Annotated in this window: 18 protein-coding genes; 6 read left to right on the forward strand and 12 right to left on the reverse strand. The window is 74.9% G+C overall.

Features of this window, described 5'->3' with window-relative positions; genetic code table 11:
• The first annotated feature begins 30 nt into the window (after positions 1-30).
• Complete coding sequence (locus KPF22_RS19185; RefSeq protein WP_224402870.1) at positions 31-1008, forward strand: class I fructose-bisphosphate aldolase; 978 nt, start codon at positions 31-33, stop codon at positions 1006-1008.
• Between the two features lie 37 nt (positions 1009-1045).
• A complete protein-coding gene (locus KPF22_RS19190) occupies positions 1046-2011 on the forward strand; it encodes a fructose-bisphosphatase class II (protein WP_224402871.1) in 966 nt (321 codons plus the stop codon).
• Here KPF22_RS19190 and KPF22_RS19195 read toward each other — a convergent pair.
• Positions 2004-2990, reverse strand: a complete 987-nt coding sequence (locus KPF22_RS19195) for a malate dehydrogenase (RefSeq protein ID WP_208820791.1) — start codon at positions 2988-2990, stop codon at positions 2004-2006. The genes KPF22_RS19190 and KPF22_RS19195 overlap by 8 nt on opposite strands.
• 99 nt (positions 2991-3089) lie before the next feature.
• Between KPF22_RS19195 and KPF22_RS19200 the strand changes: the two genes are divergently transcribed.
• The 3 genes from KPF22_RS19200 to KPF22_RS19210 all read left to right on the forward strand — a co-directional run bounded on the left by KPF22_RS19200 (position 3090) and on the right by KPF22_RS19210 (position 5490).
• Complete coding sequence (locus KPF22_RS19200) at positions 3090-4352, forward strand: DUF418 domain-containing protein (RefSeq protein WP_224402872.1); 1263 nt, start codon at positions 3090-3092, stop codon at positions 4350-4352.
• A 112-nt stretch (positions 4353-4464) separates the two neighbouring features.
• Positions 4465-5007: a hypothetical protein gene (locus KPF22_RS19205; protein ID WP_208820787.1), complete on the forward strand. Its 543-nt coding sequence runs from the start codon at positions 4465-4467 to the stop codon at positions 5005-5007.
• Positions 5008-5265: 258 nt separating this feature from the next.
• The gene (locus KPF22_RS19210; RefSeq protein WP_062402294.1) at positions 5266-5490 is read left to right on the forward strand and encodes a hypothetical protein; all 225 of its coding nucleotides are present in this window, start codon (positions 5266-5268) and stop codon (positions 5488-5490) included.
• Between the two features lie 121 nt (positions 5491-5611).
• Here the strand turns inward: KPF22_RS19210 and KPF22_RS19215 are convergent, their stop codons facing one another.
• Genes KPF22_RS19215 through pyk form a run of 5 tightly spaced genes read right to left on the reverse strand, consistent with a single transcriptional unit; the run spans position 5612 to position 10495 of the window.
• On the reverse strand, positions 5612-6091 hold the full coding sequence (locus KPF22_RS19215) for a CoA-binding protein (protein ID WP_224402873.1): 480 nt from the start codon (positions 6089-6091) through the stop codon (positions 5612-5614).
• Entirely contained in the window at positions 6088-7401 is a 1314-nt protein-coding gene (locus KPF22_RS19220) for an O-acetylhomoserine aminocarboxypropyltransferase/cysteine synthase family protein (protein WP_374107503.1), read from the reverse strand. Before KPF22_RS19220 ends, KPF22_RS19215 begins: the two co-directional genes overlap by 4 nt.
• Before the next feature lie 19 nt (positions 7402-7420).
• Positions 7421-8131 (reverse strand): dienelactone hydrolase family protein, encoded by a 711-nt coding sequence (locus KPF22_RS19225; protein WP_208820781.1) that lies wholly within the window; start codon positions 8129-8131, stop codon positions 7421-7423.
• Entirely contained in the window at positions 8128-9045 is a 918-nt protein-coding gene (locus tag KPF22_RS19230) for an acyl-CoA thioesterase II (protein WP_224402874.1), read from the reverse strand. Before KPF22_RS19230 ends, KPF22_RS19225 begins: the two co-directional genes overlap by 4 nt.
• 25 nt (positions 9046-9070) lie before the next feature.
• Positions 9071-10495, reverse strand: coding sequence for a pyruvate kinase (gene pyk / locus KPF22_RS19235; RefSeq protein WP_208820777.1), 1425 nt, complete (start codon positions 10493-10495; stop codon positions 9071-9073).
• A gap of 112 nt (positions 10496-10607) precedes the next feature.
• On the opposite strand from pyk, the gene KPF22_RS19240 reads away from it, so the two are divergent.
• Positions 10608-10958 (forward strand): VanZ family protein, encoded by a 351-nt coding sequence (locus KPF22_RS19240; protein WP_224402875.1) that lies wholly within the window; start codon positions 10608-10610, stop codon positions 10956-10958.
• A 43-nt stretch (positions 10959-11001) separates the two neighbouring features.
• On the opposite strand, the gene KPF22_RS19245 is transcribed toward KPF22_RS19240, so the two are convergent.
• From KPF22_RS19245 to KPF22_RS19270, 6 genes are all read right to left on the reverse strand, one after another.
• Positions 11002-12033: a M28 family peptidase gene (locus KPF22_RS19245; protein ID WP_224402876.1), complete on the reverse strand. Its 1032-nt coding sequence runs from the start codon at positions 12031-12033 to the stop codon at positions 11002-11004.
• 177 nt (positions 12034-12210) lie between these two features.
• Entirely contained in the window at positions 12211-12849 is a 639-nt protein-coding gene (locus KPF22_RS19250; RefSeq protein ID WP_208820773.1) for a DUF2461 domain-containing protein, read from the reverse strand.
• Positions 12846-13778 carry a prolipoprotein diacylglyceryl transferase gene (gene lgt / locus KPF22_RS19255; protein ID WP_224402877.1) on the reverse strand — a complete coding sequence of 311 codons (933 nt, stop codon included), beginning with the start codon at positions 13776-13778 and terminating at the stop codon, positions 12846-12848. Before lgt ends, KPF22_RS19250 begins: the two co-directional genes overlap by 4 nt.
• 3 nt (positions 13779-13781) lie before the next feature.
• Entirely contained in the window at positions 13782-14651 is an 870-nt protein-coding gene (trpC, locus tag KPF22_RS19260) for an indole-3-glycerol phosphate synthase TrpC (RefSeq protein WP_307799238.1), read from the reverse strand.
• 49 nt (positions 14652-14700) lie between these two features.
• Positions 14701-15351, reverse strand: coding sequence for a Trp biosynthesis-associated membrane protein (locus KPF22_RS19265; RefSeq protein ID WP_083474955.1), 651 nt, complete (start codon positions 15349-15351; stop codon positions 14701-14703).
• Positions 15348-16961, reverse strand: coding sequence for an anthranilate synthase component I (locus KPF22_RS19270; protein ID WP_224402878.1), 1614 nt, complete (start codon positions 16959-16961; stop codon positions 15348-15350). Before KPF22_RS19270 ends, KPF22_RS19265 begins: the two co-directional genes overlap by 4 nt.
• Positions 16962-16977 lie beyond the last annotated feature (16 nt).

The following is a 16977-nucleotide window of genomic DNA, read 5'->3' on the forward strand; positions in this document are numbered from 1 at the left end:
CGCGACCGTCAATTCCCAGGAGGGGACGAAGTGTCAGCTCTGAACAAGATCGCCCGCACGATGGTCTCGCACCGGCGGGGGATCCTCGCCGCCGACGAGAGCATCGGGACCATGTCCGCCCGGCTCGAGTCGGTCGGCGTCGCCCCGACCGAGGAGAACCGCCGCGTCTACCGCGAGCTCATCGTGACCACACCGCGGCTCGCCGAGTCGGTGAGCGGGGTCATCCTCGCGGACGAGACCTTCCACCAGCAGCTCGACGACGGTCGGTCGTTCCCCGAGTACCTGTCCGACATCGGGATCCTGGCGGGCATCAAGGTCGACACCGGGGCGAAGCCGCTCGCCGGGGCGTCCGGCGAGAAGATCACGGAGGGACTCGACGGGCTGCGCGAGCGCATCGCGGACTACGTGCGGCGCGGCGCGACCTTCGCGAAGTGGCGGGCGGTCATCACCATCGGCGACGGGCTGCCGTCGGACCGCGCGGTGCGCGCCAACGTGCACGCACTGGCCCGCTACGCCGGCCTGTGCCAGGAGGGCGGGCTGGTGCCGATCGTGGAACCGGAGGTGCTCATGGACGGCGACCACTCGCTGGCCCGGTGCCGGCAGGTGACCACGGATACCCTCGAGGAGCTGTTCGAGGAGCTCGACCTCCTGCAGGTACAGCTCGACGGGATCGTCCTCAAGCCGAACATGGTGGTCCCCGGCTCCGGCAGCGGCGAGCAGGTCACGGTCGCCGACGTCGCCGAGGCCACGGTCGAGACACTGCGGGAGACCGTCCCCCCGGCCGTCCCGGGCATCGCCTTCCTGTCCGGGGGCCAGGACCCGGAGGTGGCGACGGAGCACCTCGGGGCGATGCAGGGTCTCGACCCGCTGCCATGGGAGCTCACCTACTCCTTCGGCCGGGCGCTGGTCGGGCCCGCGCTGGAGGCGTGGCGAGGGCAGGAGCAGAACCGGGACGCCGCACAGTCGGCCCTGTCCGCCCGTGCCGTGGCCAACGCCGCGGCGCGCTGACCGGCGCCTCGCGGTGCGGACGGCACACGGTGACGGGGTGGACCCGCCGCCCGACGAGGTGCTGATGCTGGAGCTCGTCCGCGCGACGGAGTCGGGCGCCGTGGTGGCCGGGCGGTGCTCCGGCCACCACGGCGCCGCCGGGACGAGGGGCGACGACCGCGACCCGGACCGGGACCGGGCGGTCGCCGCGATGCGCGCCCGTCTCGCCGACCTGGGCCTGCCCACCGCCGTCGCGCTCGGACGTGACCGCCCGTCGGGGGGCGCGCCGGCGTGCATCGCGGCGTTCGGGCTGACGCGCGGTACACCGTCGGCCGGTGGAGGGGCGCCGGCCGCGTTCGCCGCCGCGGTCGTGGCCCGGTCCGGAGCGGTCCGGGTGCCGCCCCCCGGCGAGCACGGTCTGGTCCGCGCCGTGGGCGCCGGCGTCCACGGCGCGGAGGTGGGTCACCCGGTGCCCGACATCCTGCGGGCGGTGGCCGCGGCGCGAGGGGTCCGCGTCGCCGACCTGGTGGTCGCCTGCGTGGACACGGCGGGGCGGGGACCCGCCGACGCCGTCCGTGCCGCGGGCGCGCGGACCGTCGTCCCGGCCGGGGGCGTCCTGGAGGGAGCGATCACCGCCGCGTGCCCGACGCGGCCCGTGGACCTGATGCTCGGGCACGGTCCCGCCGCAGAGGCCGTCCTCGTCGCGGCGGCGGTGAGGTGCCTGGGGGGTTCGGTGCAGTTCCGGACCGGTGCCGGCGGCCTGCGGCGCACCGAGGACCTCGTGGGGAGCGGTGGGGTGGTGTTCTGCGCCACCGCGGTGGTCGACGGCACCCTGCTGCGTGGTGTGCGGGTTCAGGCAGGGCGCGTCATCACCCGGTCGCTGACGCTGGCGTCGGCTCCGCGGTCGGCCCGGCTGGTCGAGACCGAACGCGGGCTGCGACCGGATCCGGACGCCGCCGGGACGACCGCACGGGCCACGGACGGCGTCCGTCCGTGGCCCGTGCGGGGCGACGGTCTCAGATGAGGCCGAGCGTGGCGACGGTGTCGCGCTCCTCGACCAGCTCGGCGACGCTCGCGTCGATCCGCGCGCGGGAGAACTCGTCGATCTCCAGGCCCTGGACGATCTTCCACTCGCCGTTCTCGGAGGTCACCGGGAACGAGGAGATGATCCCCTCGGGGACGCCGTAGGAACCGTCCGACGGGATCGCGGCGGAGGTCCAGTCACCGGCCGGGGTGCCGTTGACCCAGTCGTACACGTGGTCCACGGCGGCGTTCGCGGCAGACGCGGCCGAGGACGCGCCCCGGGCCTCGATGATCGCGGCACCGCGCTTGGCGACGGTCGGGATGAAGTCGTTCTCCAGCCACTCCCGCTCGACCTGCTCGGCGGCGATCTTGCCGCCCACCTCGGCGTGGAAGAGGTCCGGGTACTGGGTGGCCGAGTGGTTGCCCCAGATCGTGAGCTTGCTGATCTCGTCGAGGCCGACGCCGAGCTTCTTCGACAGCTGCGCCAGCGCGCGGTTGTGGTCGAGGCGGGTCATCGCGGTGAACCGGTCCGCCGGGACGTCGGGCGCCGAGGCCTGGGCGATGAGGGCGTTGGTGTTGGCCGGGTTGCCGACCACCAGGACGCGGACGTCGTCCGCGGCACCGGCGTTGATCGCCTTGCCCTGCGGGCCGAAGATGCCGCCGTTGGCCTCGAGCAGGTCGCCCCGCTCCATCCCCTTGCTGCGGGGACGGGCGCCGACGAGCAGCGCGACGTTGGTGCCGGAGAACGCGGCGTTCGCGTCGTCGAAGATGTCGATGCCGCGCAGCAGCGGGAAGGCGCAGTCGTCGAGCTCCATCGCGGTGCCCTCGGCGGCCTTCACGGCCTGCGGGATCTCCAGGAGGTTCAGCTTCACCGGGGTGTCGGGCCCCAGCAGCTGCCCGGAGGCGATCCGGAAGAGCAGCGCGTAACCGATCTGGCCAGCGGCTCCGGTGACGGTAACGGTAACGGGGGTAGCAGACACGCCACGGACCCTAGCCCTGATCGCGCCCGCGTACCGCGACGGGGAGCACACCCACCGCCACGCGTGGCGGGAACCACACCGCCGGTAGCGTAGGGCGTGATGCGTGACGTCCCGGTGACCGGTCGTGCACCGGCGCCGGACCTGGCCCGCGGCGCGGCGCTGCTGCTGATCGCCGTCGCGAACGCCCACACCTTCGTCACCCACCGCGGCATCGGTGTGCGCACCTACCCGCTCGACCCGACCGGCGTCGACGCCTGGCTCGCCGCGGCGCAGCTGACCCTGGTCGACGGCCGGGCCTATCCGCTGTTCGCGCTGCTGTTCGGCTACGGCATCGCCGGGCTCGCCCGCCGTGCGGGCCGCGACGGTGCCGGGCCCGACCAGGTCCTGGCCCTGGTGCGTCGCCGGGGCGGGGCGCTGTTCGCCGTCGGTGCCGCGCACGCGGTGCTGCTGTGGCACGGGGACTTCGTCGCCGCCTACGGGCTGATCGCGGTGGTCCTCGCGCCGGTGCTGGTCCGTGGGTCGACCGCGGTGCTGGTGCTCACCGGGGTGGCCGCGACGACGCTGCTGGCGCTGCTCTACGCCCCCGTCGCGCTGACCCGGTCCGACGCGCCGACGGCGTCGCCGTCGCTGGTCGCGCCGGACGTGCTGTCGGCGGCGGTGGAGCGGTTCGGCGAGTGGTTGTTCGGCAACCTGCTGATCAGCGCGCTCGGGCTCCTGGGCGCGGCGGTCGCGGGGGTGCTCGTCGCCCGCGCCGGGTGGCTCGACGCCCCGGACCGGCACCGGCGGGCGCTGCGCCGGGTCGCCGTCGCGGGGATCGGGGCCGGGGTCGTGGGTGGCCTGCCGCTGGGGCTGGTCGCCGCCGGGGCGTGGGTGCCGTCGGAGCCGGTGGCGCTCGTGGTCGGGGTGCTGCACGCGGTGACCGGCTACGCCGCAGGCGCCGGGTACGCGGCGCTGGCCGGGCTGATCGTCGCGCGGTGGTCACGGTCCGCCGGCGCGGTGCCCGCCGGGCCGTGGGCCACGTACCCGCTGCCGGGCGACACGGCCCCGCCCCCGGGCGACGCGGGCTCGGTCCCGGGTGGGCGGGTGGCCCGCGCCCTGGTCGCGCTGGGGCGGCGCTCGCTGAGCGGGTACCTGGCGCAGTCGGTGGCGTTCGTGGCCCTGTTCCCGGTCTGGACGCTCGGGCTCGGCGCGGGCCTGCCGCTGTGGGCGGCGACGCTGTGCGGGGCCGGGGTGTGGCTGGTGACCGTCGTCGTCGCCGTGGCGGTCGGGCGCCGTGGCCACCGCGGACCGGCCGAGGTGCTGCTGCGGCGGCTGACCTACGGCCGACCCCCGGTTCCGGCACACCGCCCCGCCGGACCATGATCGCCATGAGTGGAGCATCCGAGGCACCCCACTGCACTCCACCCTCCACTCATGGCGATCACCGTGCGGTGAGATCGGTCCCGCGGTGCGGGTGGCGGTCTAGGCTCCCGGCATGAGCGGCACCGACCCCGACGACCGGCCCGGCCCGGCCGAGCCGGGTCCGCCCACCAGGTCCGATCCGCCCACCACGTCCGGCCCGCCCGTCGAATCGGGTCCGCCCGGCCGGCAGGTGTGGCCCGACGTGCCCGGGGCGACGCCGTCGTGGCAGGGCGCCCCGGGGTTCTCGGGGGTCGCCCCCGATTCCGTCCCGCCCCACGCCCCGCTGCCGGGGGCGCCGCCGTACCCGCCGGGCACGGAGCCGGAGCGGGCCGCGGTCGCCGACCGGTCCCCGCAGCTCCCGGGCGTCGCCGCCGTGCTCCCCCGCTGTGTGGCCGCGGCCGCCGGCTGGGTCGCGGTGGCGCTGCTGCTGGCCCTGTTCACCGGGGTCGGGTCGTGGCCGCTGCGGGGGCTCGCACTGGTCGTGCCGTGGGGGCTCGCGGCCCTGGCGCTGGTGTTCCCGGCCCGGCGCGGGGTCGGCCCCGGCGGGCTGGTGGCGCTGGCGTTCGCCCCGTTCTGGCTGGTCCACGCCTTCCTGGTCGGTCTCCTCGGCTGGTGAGACCGGGGCCGGCGAACGGCCGTCCGACCCCGGTCCCGAACGTCACCCCCGACACCGTCATCGGGCGTCGCGTTCCGGTGGTCGTGACCACGCGGACGCAACGCCCGGCGCCGCACCCGCCGCTACGGCCGTCGTGCGGGAGATGCCGTAGCCCGTCGCTCCCGCGACCGTCGGCCGACGACCCCCTGCCACGAATGGCGCCGAGGTGCTGCGCCACGCAATGATGCCGCTCACACACTCGCCGCCGAGGAGGTTCTGGTGGACGGTCACGACCCGCAGGTACTGCAGATGGCCGACGTCGCCGACCGGTGGGTGGTGCGGTGCGACTGCGGGTGCGGGGTCCTCACGCAGTACGCGTCGCGGGACGAGGCCGAGGACGCGGCGGAGCAGGCCCGCGCCGAGGCCGACCCGCCGACCGAACGGGAGCTGGCGATCGACGACGTCGTCGAGGACGACGGCGAGCGGGCCCCCGAGCGGATCTGACCGCAACGGGCGCCGGTCCCGGCCGGTCGGCACAACCGGCCGGGCCGAGCGGGCCGGTCTCAGCGGGCCGTTCCCGACCGGGCCGAGCACGGACGGGCCGAGCACGGACGGCCGCGGCGGGTCAGTCCCGGCGCCGCGAGGTGATCACCCCGGTGTCGAACCCGGCCAGGTGCAGCCCACCGGCGAACCGCGCGTGCTCGACCTTGAGGCAGCGGTCCATGACGACGGTCAGGCCCGCGCTCTCGGCGCGGCGGGCCAGTTCCTCGTCGAAGAGCCCGAACTGCAGCCAGAACGTCGACGGGACCGGGTCGAGGGCGAGGACCTCGTCGAGCACGCCGCCGAGGTCCTCCGGCCGCCGGAACACGTCGACCAGGTCGGGCGCCACCGGCAGCTCCGCCAGCGACGGGTACGCCGCGCGCCCCAGGATCGTGCTCGCGTTCGGGTTCACGAAGTACACGTCGAAAGCGGTCGAGGCCAGCAGGTAGGTGGCGACGAAGTTGCTGGCGCGGGCCGGGTTGGGGCTCGCCCCGACGACGGCGACGGTGCGGGTGTCGCGCAGGATCTGCTGCCGCCGCCACGCGGGCGGGTTCTCCCAGGTCACGCGGTCTCCTTCTGCGAGGCGGTGAGGGCCTGGTCGAGGTCCCAGACGATGTCGTCCGGGTCCTCCAGCCCGACCGAGATCCGGATCATGTCCTCGGGGACGCCGGCGTGCTCCAGCTGCTCGGTGGTCAGCTGCTGGTGGGTGGTGGACCCGGGGTGCAGGACGAGGGTGCGGGCGTCGCCGACGTTGGCGAGGTGGCTGCACAGCTGCACCGACTCGATGAACCGCGCCCCGGCGGCCCGGCCACCGCGCACCCCGAACGCGAACACCGCGCCCGGCCCCGCGGGCAGGTACCGGCGAGCCCGCTCGTGGTGGCGGTGCGACGGCAGCCCGGGGTAGGTCACGTACTCCACCCGCGGGTCGGCCTCGAGCCACTCGGCGACCTTCTGTGCTCCTGCCACGTGGGCCTCCATCCGCTGCGGCAGCGTCTCGACGCCCTGCATCAGCAGGAAGGCCGAGTGCGCGGACAGCGTGGCACCGACGTCACGCAGCTGCTCGGCCCGCAGCTTGGTGAGGAACCCGAGCTCCTGGAAGTTGCCCCACCAGGTGAGGCCGCCGTAGGACGGGACCGGCTCGGTCATCCCGGGGAAGCGGCCGTTGCCCCAGTCGAAGCGGCCGGACTCGATCACGACGCCGCCGAGGGTGGTGCCGTGCCCGCCGAGGAACTTCGTCACCGAGTGGATCACGATGTCCGCGCCGTGCTCCAGCGGCCGGCACAGGTACGGCGTCGCCAGCGTCGCGTCGATGATCAGCGGGAGCCCGGCCGCGTGCGCGACCTCGGCGAGCCCGGCGATGTCGGCGACCTCGCCACCCGGGTTGGACACGACCTCGGCGAAGACGAACTTGGTGTCGTCGCGGATCGCGGCGGCGTAGTCGGCCGGGTCGGTGCCCGGCACGAAGGTCGTGTCGACGCCGAAGCGGCGCAGCGTCACGTCGAGCTGGGTGATGGTGCCGCCGTACAGCCCGGCCGCGGCGACGGCGTGGTCCCCCGCCCCGGCGAGCGCGGCGAAGGTGAGGAACTCGGCGGCCTGCCCGCTGGCCGTGCACACCGCGCCGATGCCCCCGTCGAGGCTGGCCAGGCGTTCCTCCAGCGCCGACACCGTCGGGTTGGCGATCCGGGAGTAGATCAGCCCGTACTTCTGCAGCGCGAACAGCGCCGCGGCGTCGTCGGTGTCGCGGAAGACGTAGCTGGTCGTCTGGTGGATCGGCACCGCCCGGGAACCGGTCGCGGCGTCCGGCACCGTCCCCGCGTGCACGGCCCGGGTGCGGAAGCCCCAGGCCCGGTCCTGCTGATCATCGCGCTCGCTCACACCCCCCATCCTGCCCCGGCTACAGGTGGTCGCGCAGGAAGGCCCGTACCCGCTCCGTCGCGTCCGTCGCCGACGGCTCGTGGTACTCCGCGTGCAGCGGCGTCCGGCGCGCCACCGCGCCCTTCACACCCGGCGTGCGCGTCATGAACGAGTGCCCGGCCTCGGGGTAGACGACGACGTCGTGCGGGATCCCCCGCTCGGTCAGGTCGGCCTCCAGGCGCTGCGGGTAGCCGTCGGCGAACTGCGCGTCCCGGCCGCCGAAGCTGGCGACGACCGGGCAGACCGGTTCCACCTCGACGCCGGCGCGGCCGTAGAACGGCACCGCGACCCGGTACAGACCGCTCTGGGACAGCAGCATCGCGAACCCGCCGCCCATGCAGAACCCCATGACCCCGATCCGGTCGGCGTCGACGGTGGGCTGGTCGGCCAGCCAGCGCCGCGCGGACTCGCAGTCGCCGAGCGCGGCGCCGCGGCCGGTGGCCATCGTCGCCACCGTCGAGGCGATGCACAGCGGCGTCACCCGGCCGCGGGCGAACAGGTCCGGGATCAGCACGGTGTAGCCCTCGCGGGCCAGCTCGCGGGCGATCCGGCGCATCTCCGGGGTCATCCCGAAGATCTCGTAGATCATCACGATCGCCGGGCCCGGGGTGGTGGTCTCGGGGCGGGCCAGGAAGCCGGGCAGCCTGCCGCCGTTGACGCTGGGCAGCGAGATCTCGGACTCGACGGTCATGGGCGTGCGTCCCTCCCGGCGCGCGGGACCCGGACGAGTCCCTCCTGCATGGTGGTGGCGACCAGGCGGCCGTCGGCGGTGAAGAAGCGGCCGCTCGCGAGGCCGCGCCCGCCCGACGCGGCCGGCGAGAAGCACGAGTACAGCAGCCACTCGTCGGCCCGGAACGGCGCGTGGAACCACATCGCGTGGTCCAGGCTCGCCATCTGCAGCCCGGTCCGGGGCACGTCGTGGCGGGCGACGACCGACCCCAGCAGGGTCAGGTCGCTGGCGTAGGTGAGCAGGCACACGTGCAGCAGCGGGTCGTCGGGCAGCTCGCCGTCGGCGCGCAGCCACAGCCGCATCGGGTCGTCGGACGGACCGGGGTGGTCCTGCGACCAGGACGGCTCGTCGATCAGCCGGATGTCCAGCGGGCGCGGCAGCCCGGCCATCCAGCCGCCGTCGCCGCGGGCGGCGCGGGTGCCGAGGTCGTCGACGGCGTCCGGCGCGGGGACCTCCGAGGGCATCGGCTGGGAGTGCTCCAGGCCGTTCTGCGGCAGCTGGAACGACGCCGACAGAGAGAAGATCGGCTCACCGCGCTGGATGGCGAGCACCCGCCGGGTGGTGAACGACCGGCCGTCGCGGACCCGCTCGGTCTCGTAGACGATCGGGATGCTCGGGTCCCCGGGCCGGATGAAGTAGGCGTGCAGCGAGTGGACGCCGCGGTCGGCCGCCACCGTGCGGCCCGCGGCGACCAGCGCCTGGCCCGCGACCTGCCCGCCGAACACACGGGGCAGCGACACCGGCGGGCTCACCCCGCGGAAGAGGTTGTCCTCCAGCCGCTCCAGGTCCAGCAGCGCGACCAGGTCGTCGAGGACGGCCTGGCCGCGCGGTTCACCGTCGGCGGCGGTCTGCGCGGTTGCGGAATCGGCACTCACGGTCGGTGAGTATGCCCAACCGGCCTCAGGCGTGGTCGTCCTCGCCCAGGCGGTGCACCCGGATCAGGTTGGTCGAGCCGACCGTGGAGGGCGGCGACCCGGCGACGACGACCACCAGGTCACCCGGCTTGAACCGGCCGATCGAGAGGATCGCGTGGTCGACCTGGCGGATCATGGCGTCGGTCGAGTCGACCTTGTCGACCAGGAACGTCTCGACGCCCCAGGTCATCGCGAGCTGGCTGCGCACCGCGGGCTCCGGGGTGAACGCCAGCAGCGGGAGCCGGGTGTGCAGCCGGGCCAGGCGGCGCACCGTGTCACCGGACTGGGAGAACGCGACCAGCGCCCGCGCCGAGAGACGCTCGCCGATGTCGCGGGCGGCGTAGGACAGCACGCCACGCTTGGTGCGGGGCACGTGGTTGAGCGGGGGCACGTCGGCCGGGCCCGCCTCGACGGCCTCGACGATCTCGGCCATCGTCCGCACGGTCTTGATCGGGTAGCGGCCGACGCTGGTCTCACCGGACAGCATCACGGCGTCGGTGCCGTCGAGGACGGCGTTCGCGACGTCGGAGGCCTCGGCGCGGGTCGGGCGCGAGCTGGTGATCATCGACTCCAGCATCTGGGTCGCGACGATGACCGGCTTGGCGTTCTCCCGCGCGATCTGCACCGCGCGCTTCTGCACCAGCGGCACGTTCTGCAGCGGAAGCTCGACGCCCAGGTCGCCGCGGGCGACCATGATGCCGTCGAAGGCGAGCACGACGGCCTCGAGGTTGTCGACGGCCTCCGGCTTCTCCAGCTTCGCGATCACCGGGACGCGGCCGGCGCCGGTGTTGTCCATGATCTTGTGGACGAGGTCGATGTCGGCGGGGCTGCGCACGAACGACAGCGCGACGACGTCGACCCGCAGCGACATCGCGAACTCCAGGTCCGCGATGTCCTTGTCCGACAGCGCGGGCACCGAGATGTTCATCCCGGGCAGCGACAGGCCCTTGTTGTCCGAGACGGGGCCGCCCTCGGTGACCCGGCAGACCACGTCGTTGCCGTCGACGGCGACGACCCGCAGGCCGACCTTGCCGTCGTCGACGAGCATCCGGTCGTCGACCTGGGCGTCCTGGGCGAGACTCTTGTAGGTGGTGGAGACCCGGTCGGGGGTGCCGGCCACGTCGTCGACCGTGATCCGCACCTCCTCGCCGGTCGCCCACTCGGTGGGCCCGTCGGTGAAGCGGCCGAGCCGGATCTTCGGGCCCTGCAGGTCGGCGAGGATGCCGACGGCGCGCCCGGTCGAGTCGGCGGCGTCGCGGACCATCTCGTAGACGCGCTTGTGGTCGGCGCGGTCCCCGTGGCTGAAGTTGAGCCGGGCCACGTCCATGCCCGCCTCCACGAGGTCACGGATCCGGTCCGGGGTCGCCGTGGCCGGACCGATGGTGCAGACGATCTTGGTTCGACGTGTCACGGCTATCAGGGTAGCGCTGTCTGGAACGATCAGGACGATCGGAACCCGGCCTGTCGGCGTCCGGTTCGACGGTGTTCATCCCGGCGGTCACCGGTGGAGCAGACTGGGGGGCGTGCGCGTCCAGCCGTTCGTCCTGTCGGTCCTGTTGAGCCTGGTGGTCCTGTTCACCCCGGCGTCCGGGGTCCCGACGGCACCTCCGGGCACCGACAAGCTCGTCCACCTGCTGCTGTTCGCGCTGCTGGCGTGGACCGGGCGGGCCGCCGGGATCCGGGTGTGGCCGCTGCTGGGCGGACTCGTCGTCTACGCCGCGGCATCGGAGGTCGCGCAGGCGCTGCTGCCGATCGGGCGCAGCGGGGACGTCCTCGACGCACTCGTCGACGTCGCCGGGGCGGCGCTCGGGGTGGGGCTGGCCGTGCTGGTGGCGCGCCGCCGGCCGGACCGCGAGACGTCGTCGCGGCTCTGAGCCGGAGCCGGTCCCCACGGCCGCCCGTGGGCCGGTCGTCGGCTCAGCCGGAGGGGCGCTGGGTGGCGTCGGCGAAACGGGCCAGGGTCGCCGCGATCGCACGGGTGTAGCGGTCCAGCTTCACGGTGTCGACGTTGCCGATCCGGTCGCAGGCCGAGTGGTAGCAGCCGTCGTAGGCCCGGCCCGCCTCACCGCCCCAGAGCTGGGCCTGGGAGCGGGACTTGGTGTCCTCGTCGCCGGTGACCGCGCCCGCGACCGGGATGCCGACCTCGGCGAAGGGGCCGTCGTCGTCGCCGTAGAGGCCGATGGTCTCGGGCTGCGGGGCGCCCGCCGCGGCCAGCTCCTCGGCCAGCACCGAGGCGACGACGCCGGACCCCGACGGGCCCCGCTCCTCGTCGTCCTCGCCGCGGCCGCCCTGCACGAAGTAGCCGCCGTTGGGTGAGCCGAGCATGTCGGCGTTGAGGTAGAGCAGGTGGTGCTCGCGCTCCTCCTCCGACAGGGACCGCACGTAGCCGGTCGAGCCCTGCAGGTCGTCCTCCTCCGAGCCCCAGAACCCGAAGGAGACGGTGGCGCCGACGCCCGGCCGCGGGCCGAGCGCGGTCGCCGCGGCGAGCAGCCCGGCGATGCCGCTGCCGTCGTCGTTGATGCCGGGGCCGGCCTGCACGGAGTCGAGGTGGGCGCCGGCGAGCACGATCCGGGCGGGGTCGCCGCCGCGGGTACGGGCGACGACGTTGCGCAGCTCGCGGCCGCCCCCGGCGTCGTAGGTGGGGGTGGTGACGTCGAACCCGGCGTCGCGCAGCACGCCGGCGACGTAGTCGACCGTCGCGTCGTAGCCGGGGGTCCCGGCGGCGCGGTTGCCGCCGTTGTCGTCGGCGATGCGTTCCAGGGCCCGCAGGTGCGGCACCGCGGCCTCGCCGGTCGCGGCGCCCGTGACCTGCTGGGACAGCGCCCCGGCGGGCGGCGGCGCGGTGGCGGGCCCGGCGGCGGTGCACCCGGCGACGACGAACGCCGCCGTCACCAGCGCCAGCAGCCCGTCACGGCTGCGCCGGCCACGCGGCCGCCCCTGCACTCCCATGCCCACTCCCCCGTACGTCGACCCGGACCGCGTCGGCCCGTCCGCGGTGTTCGTACCCCGGCCGTCGTCCGGATCACCGCGCAGGTTGTCGACCGTGTCACGGAAACCCGTCGGGCGCCGCCCGGACCGTCGGCGCGGCACGGTGACACGGCCCGGCGACAGCACGACGGCGGCGGGTCAGCGGCGCGGGAGCTCGCTGGGGCCGACGTGGTCGTCGAGCCACTCGGTGACCGGGCGGGAGGCCCGCCACACCGTGCGGACCCGGTCCCGGGCCCGCGGGCCGTGCAGCACGTCGTCCGGCGGCCAGCTCCGCGACACGTAGAGCCCCTTGTGCCGCAGCAGGTCGAGCCGCGGATGGCCGGGGTCGGTGCCACGCGGGCGGGTCCTGAGCGTCGCGCCGTCGACGGTGAGCCCGGCGGCGCGGGCGGTGTCGAGCCGGGCCCGCAGGTCCTCGCCGCGGCGCTCGTCGTCGACGCTCTCGCGGTAGCGGGTCAGCTGGTCGGGCGCCATGTAGTAGTAGCCGCCCGCGGCGAGCATCCCGTCCGCGGACACCTCGACGTAGAACGGCTCGGCGAAGCCGCCGCAGTGGGTCTTGTACGGCGTCTTGTCCGCGGCGAAGCGCACGTCGCGGTAGGGCCGGAAGACCTTGCCCGCCCCGAACTCCGGTTCGAGGTCGGCGAGCAGCGCCGTCATCGGTCCGCGGACGTCGCTCTCGTAGACCTCGCGCTGGTCGGTCCAGTACGCGCGGGAGTTGTCGGCGAGCAGGCCGTCGTAGAACTCGACGGCGCCGTCGCCGAAGCCCGCGAACGCGCTCACGCGTCCTCGTGCTCCTGGGGCTTGCCCTGCTCCCCGGGCGCGGTGGTGTCCGCAGGCTCGGGCGCGACGACGTCCTCCCGACCGCGCCGGGCGAACGCGACGTAGAGCACCGCCCCGACGAACACGACGGCCGAGACGACGACGTTGATCCGGACGTCGCCGAACACGCGGGTCGCCGGGTCGGTGCGCATGAGCTCGATGAAGAACCGGCCGAGGGTGTAGCCCGCGACGTAGAGCGCGAACACCCTGCCGTGGCCGAGCCGGAACCGGCGGTCGGCCAGCACGATCAGCGCGGCGACGACGAGGTTCCACAGCAGCTCGTAGAGGAAGGTGGGGTGCACGACCGCGATCGGCGTGGGGTCGAGCGCGACGCCGCCGAGCGGGTCCTCCAGCCCGGTCGCGGGGTCGACCCGGCGGTAGATCTCCAGGCCCCAGGGCAGGGTGGTCGGGCCGCCGTAGAGCTCCTGGTTGAACCAGTTCCCGAGCCGCCCGATCGCCTGGGCGACGATGATGCCGGGCGCGACCGCGTCGGCGAACAGCGGCAGCGGGACGCCGTGGCGGCGGCAGCCGATCCAGGCCCCGACCCCGCCGAGCGCGATGGCGCCCCAGATCCCGAGCCCGCCGTTCCAGATCTCCAGCGCACCCCACGGGTTGCCGCCGGGGCCGAAGTAGGTGCGCCAGTCGGTGGCGACGTGGTAGAGCCGCCCACCGAGCAGGCCGAACGGCACCGCCCACACCGCGACGTCGAGCACCGTCCCGGACCGCCCGCCGCGCGCCTGCAGCCGACGCTCGCCCCACCACAGGGCGACCGCGATCCCGGCGATGATGCACAGCGCGTACGCCCGGATCGGGACCGGGCCGAGGTGCCAGACACCCCGGTCCGGACTGGGGATGGAGGTCGGGAGCGCCGCGGCGAGCGTGACGAGCACGGCTCAGCCGCCGTTGCGGCTGCAGGACGGGTGGAACCCGGCCGCGACCAGCCCGCGCACCGCGGCCGACGGGTCACCGCTGGTCACCAGGCCCTCGCCGACCAGCACCGCATCGGCACCCCAGCCCGCGTAGGTGAGCAGGTCACCGGGGCCACGGACGCCGGACTCGGCGACCTTGAGCACGTGCGACGGCAGCCCGGGGGCGATCTCACCGAAGACCGACCGGTTCACCTCGAGGGTGTGCAGGTTGCGGGCGTTCACGCCGATCAGGGTGGCGCCGGCCTCCAGGGCGCGGTCGCACTCCTCCTCGGTGTGCACCTCGACCAGCGGGGTCATCCCGAGGGACTCGATGCGGTCCAGCAGCGAGGCGAGCACCGGCTGCTCCAGCGCGGCGACGATCAGCAGCACGACGTCCGCGCCGTGCGCACGGGCCTCGTGCACCTGGTACGGCGTGACGACGAAGTCCTTGCGCAGCAGCGGGGTGTCGACCCGGGCGCGGACGGCGTCGAAGTCGGCCAGCGAGCCGCCGAAGCGGCGCTGCTCGGTGAGCACGCTGATCACCCGCGCGCCGTTGGCGGAGTAGGCCTCGGCGAGGTCGGCCGGATCGGGGATGTCGGCGAGCGACCCCTTCGACGGGCTGGCCCGCTTCACCTCGGCGATGACGCCGACACCCGGCTCGCGCAGGGCCGCCATCGCGTCCCGCGGCGGCGGCGCGGCCGCGGCCCGCCGTTTGATCTCGGCGAGGTCGACGACGCTCTCGCGCTCGGCGAGGTCCTCCCGGACCCCGTCCACGATGGACTCGAGGACGCTGGGTACGCGACCCGGTGTCCCGTTCGGGTGTCCGGCAGTACCGGCAGTGCCCGTAGTGCTCACAGGGCCGACTCCTCCTCCGCTCGCGCGTCGCCCGGACGTCGAGGTCATGCTAGTTCTCCCCCTCACGCGGGCCGACGGTCGGGTCGCCGCCGGCGTCGAGCCGTTCCCAGGCCGCCCGGTCGGGGTCGGCCGGTGTCGTGGCCGCCTGCGTCCCGGGTGCGGCGTACCGGGCGCCGAGCCGCGGCAGCCGCGGCTCGCGGACCACCAGCAGCACCGCCGCGGCGAGCGCGACGACCCCGCCGGCGACGGCCAGCCAGGGCCACGGCGTGGCCGAGACCGCGCCGGAGCCCGCGGGGGCGTTCGGGGCGGTCAGCCCGGAACGGGCGGAGGCCAGCTCCACCGCCGACGGCGGCACGGCGACCAGCCGCAGGGTCAGCACCACCGCGGCCGCCCCGGCGAGCCCGACCAGCACGCCCAGCACGCGGCGGGCGATGCCGGACAGTGCGACCAGCGCGGCGACGGCCGCCACCAGCAGCGCCGCGACCGCGGTGACGGCGGGCTGCAGCTGCGCGCCGGTGGCGCCGAGCTCGACGGTGCCGCGGGTCGCGGTGGGCACCTCCAGCACGAACCACTCGGCCGCACCGGCACCCCACAGCGCACCGGCGCCGAGCAGCAGTCCGAGCACGGTCAGGCCCAGTGCCCGCCGGTCGGTGCGGTCCGCCGTGTGCGCGGCGGCGCCGTCGTCGCCGGGCGCCGTCACGCGCTGCCCGGGGCCGGCGGGGGTGACATGGACCCGGCCGCGGCGACGGCCGAGAGCACCGCCCGGGCCTTGTTCAGGCACTCCATGTCCTCCGCGGCCGGGTCGGAGTCGGCGACGATCCCACCGCCCGCCTGCACGTACGCGGTCCCGTTGCGGATCATCGCGGTACGGATGGCGATCGCGGTGTCGGCGTTGCCCGCGAAGTCGAGGTAGCCGACGATGCCGCCGTACTGACCGCGCCGGGTCGGCTCCAGCCGGTCGATGACCTGCATGGCCCGCACCTTCGGCGCCCCGGACAGGGTGCCGGCCGGGAAGCAGGCGACGACGGCGTCGAACGCGGTGCGGTCGCCGCGCAGCAGCCCGGTCACCGTCGACACCAGGTGCATGACGTGGCTGTAGCGCTCGATCTCGAAGAAGTTCCGCACGGTCACCGTGCCGGGCTCGCACACCCGGCCGAGGTCGTTGCGGCCGAGGTCGACGAGCATCAGGTGCTCGGCGCGCTCCTTCTCGTCGCCGCGCAGCTCCTTCTCCAGGAGCTGGTCCTCCTCGTCGGTCGCGCCGCGCCAGCGGGTGCCCGCGATGGGGTGCGTGGTGGCACGCCCGTCGAGCACGCTGACCAGCGCCTCCGGGCTGGACCCGACGATCGAGAACGGCGGCCCGCCCGCCGCGTCGTCGAGACGCAGCAGGTACATGTACGGGCTCGGGTTCGTGGTGCGCAGGATCCGGTAGACCTCGAGCGGGTCGGCGTCGCACTCCATCTCGAAGCGCTGCGAGAGCACGATCTGGAACGCCTCGCCGGCGCGGATCTGCTCCTTGGCGTCCTCGATCGCGGCGTGGTGCTGCTCGGGGGTGCGGCGGCGCAGGAACTGCGGGCGGGTCGGGGTGTAGACGGCGACCGAGCTGGGCGCGGGCACGGCGAGCTCGCCGGTCATCCGGTCCAGCCGGGCGACGGCGTCGTCGTAGGCCTGGTCGACGCGCTCGTCGGTGGCGTCCCAGTTGATCGCGTTCGCGATCAGGGTGACGGTGCCCTCGTGGTGGTCGAGCGCGGCCAGGTCGGTGGCCAGCAGCATGACCAGCTCGGGCAGCGCCAGGTCGTCGACGGCGGGGTCGTCCGGGTCCGCGATGCGCTCGACGCGGCGGACGATGTCGTAGCCGAGGTAGCCGACCATGCCGCCGGTCAGCGGCGGGAGCCCGGGCAGCGGCTCGGAGTGCAGCTCGGTGACCACGGTGCGCAGCGCGTCGAGCGGGTCGCCGGTGGTGGGCAGACCGTCGGGCACCTCCCCGGTCCAGACCAGCTCGCCGTCGACGGCGGTGAGCGCGGCGGCGCTGCGGGCCCCGACGAACGACCACCGCGACCAGGACCGGCCGTTCTCGGCGGACTCCAGCAGGAACGTGCCCGCGGTCCCGCCCGCGAGCTTGCGGTAGACCCCGACCGGGGTCTCGTCGTCGGCCAGCAGCCGCCGGGTCACCGGGATGACCCGGTGCGCGCGCGCCAGCTCCCGGAACTCCTCACGGGTGGGGCTCACCGCGCCCAGGGCGGCGACCGCGGGAGCCGCGGGGGCCCCGGTCGTCGTCGCGCCACCGGATGCGTTCTGGGTCCGCTGGGTCATGCGACTCATTGTCCCC

This window comes from Pseudonocardia sp. ICBG1034 (assembly GCF_020131375.1).
GTDB classification, from domain to species: Bacteria; Actinomycetota; Actinomycetes; order Mycobacteriales; family Pseudonocardiaceae; genus Pseudonocardia; species Pseudonocardia alni.

Excerpts from the sequence above, each read along its gene's own strand:
- KPF22_RS19200 (WP_224402872.1), top strand. The coding sequence starts at position 3,090 with ATGCGTGACGTCCCGGTGACCGGTCGTGCACCGGCGCCGGACCTGGCC.
- KPF22_RS19205 (WP_208820787.1), top strand. The coding sequence starts at position 4,465 with ATGAGCGGCACCGACCCCGACGACCGGCCCGGCCCGGCCGAGCCGGGT.
- KPF22_RS19225 (WP_208820781.1), bottom strand. The coding sequence starts at position 8,131 with ATGACCGTCGAGTCCGAGATCTCGCTGCCCAGCGTCAACGGCGGCAGG.
- KPF22_RS19245 (WP_224402876.1), bottom strand. The coding sequence starts at position 12,033 with ATGGGAGTGCAGGGGCGGCCGCGTGGCCGGCGCAGCCGTGACGGGCTG.
- KPF22_RS19270 (WP_224402878.1), bottom strand. The coding sequence starts at position 16,961 with ATGACCCAGCGGACCCAGAACGCATCCGGTGGCGCGACGACGACCGGG.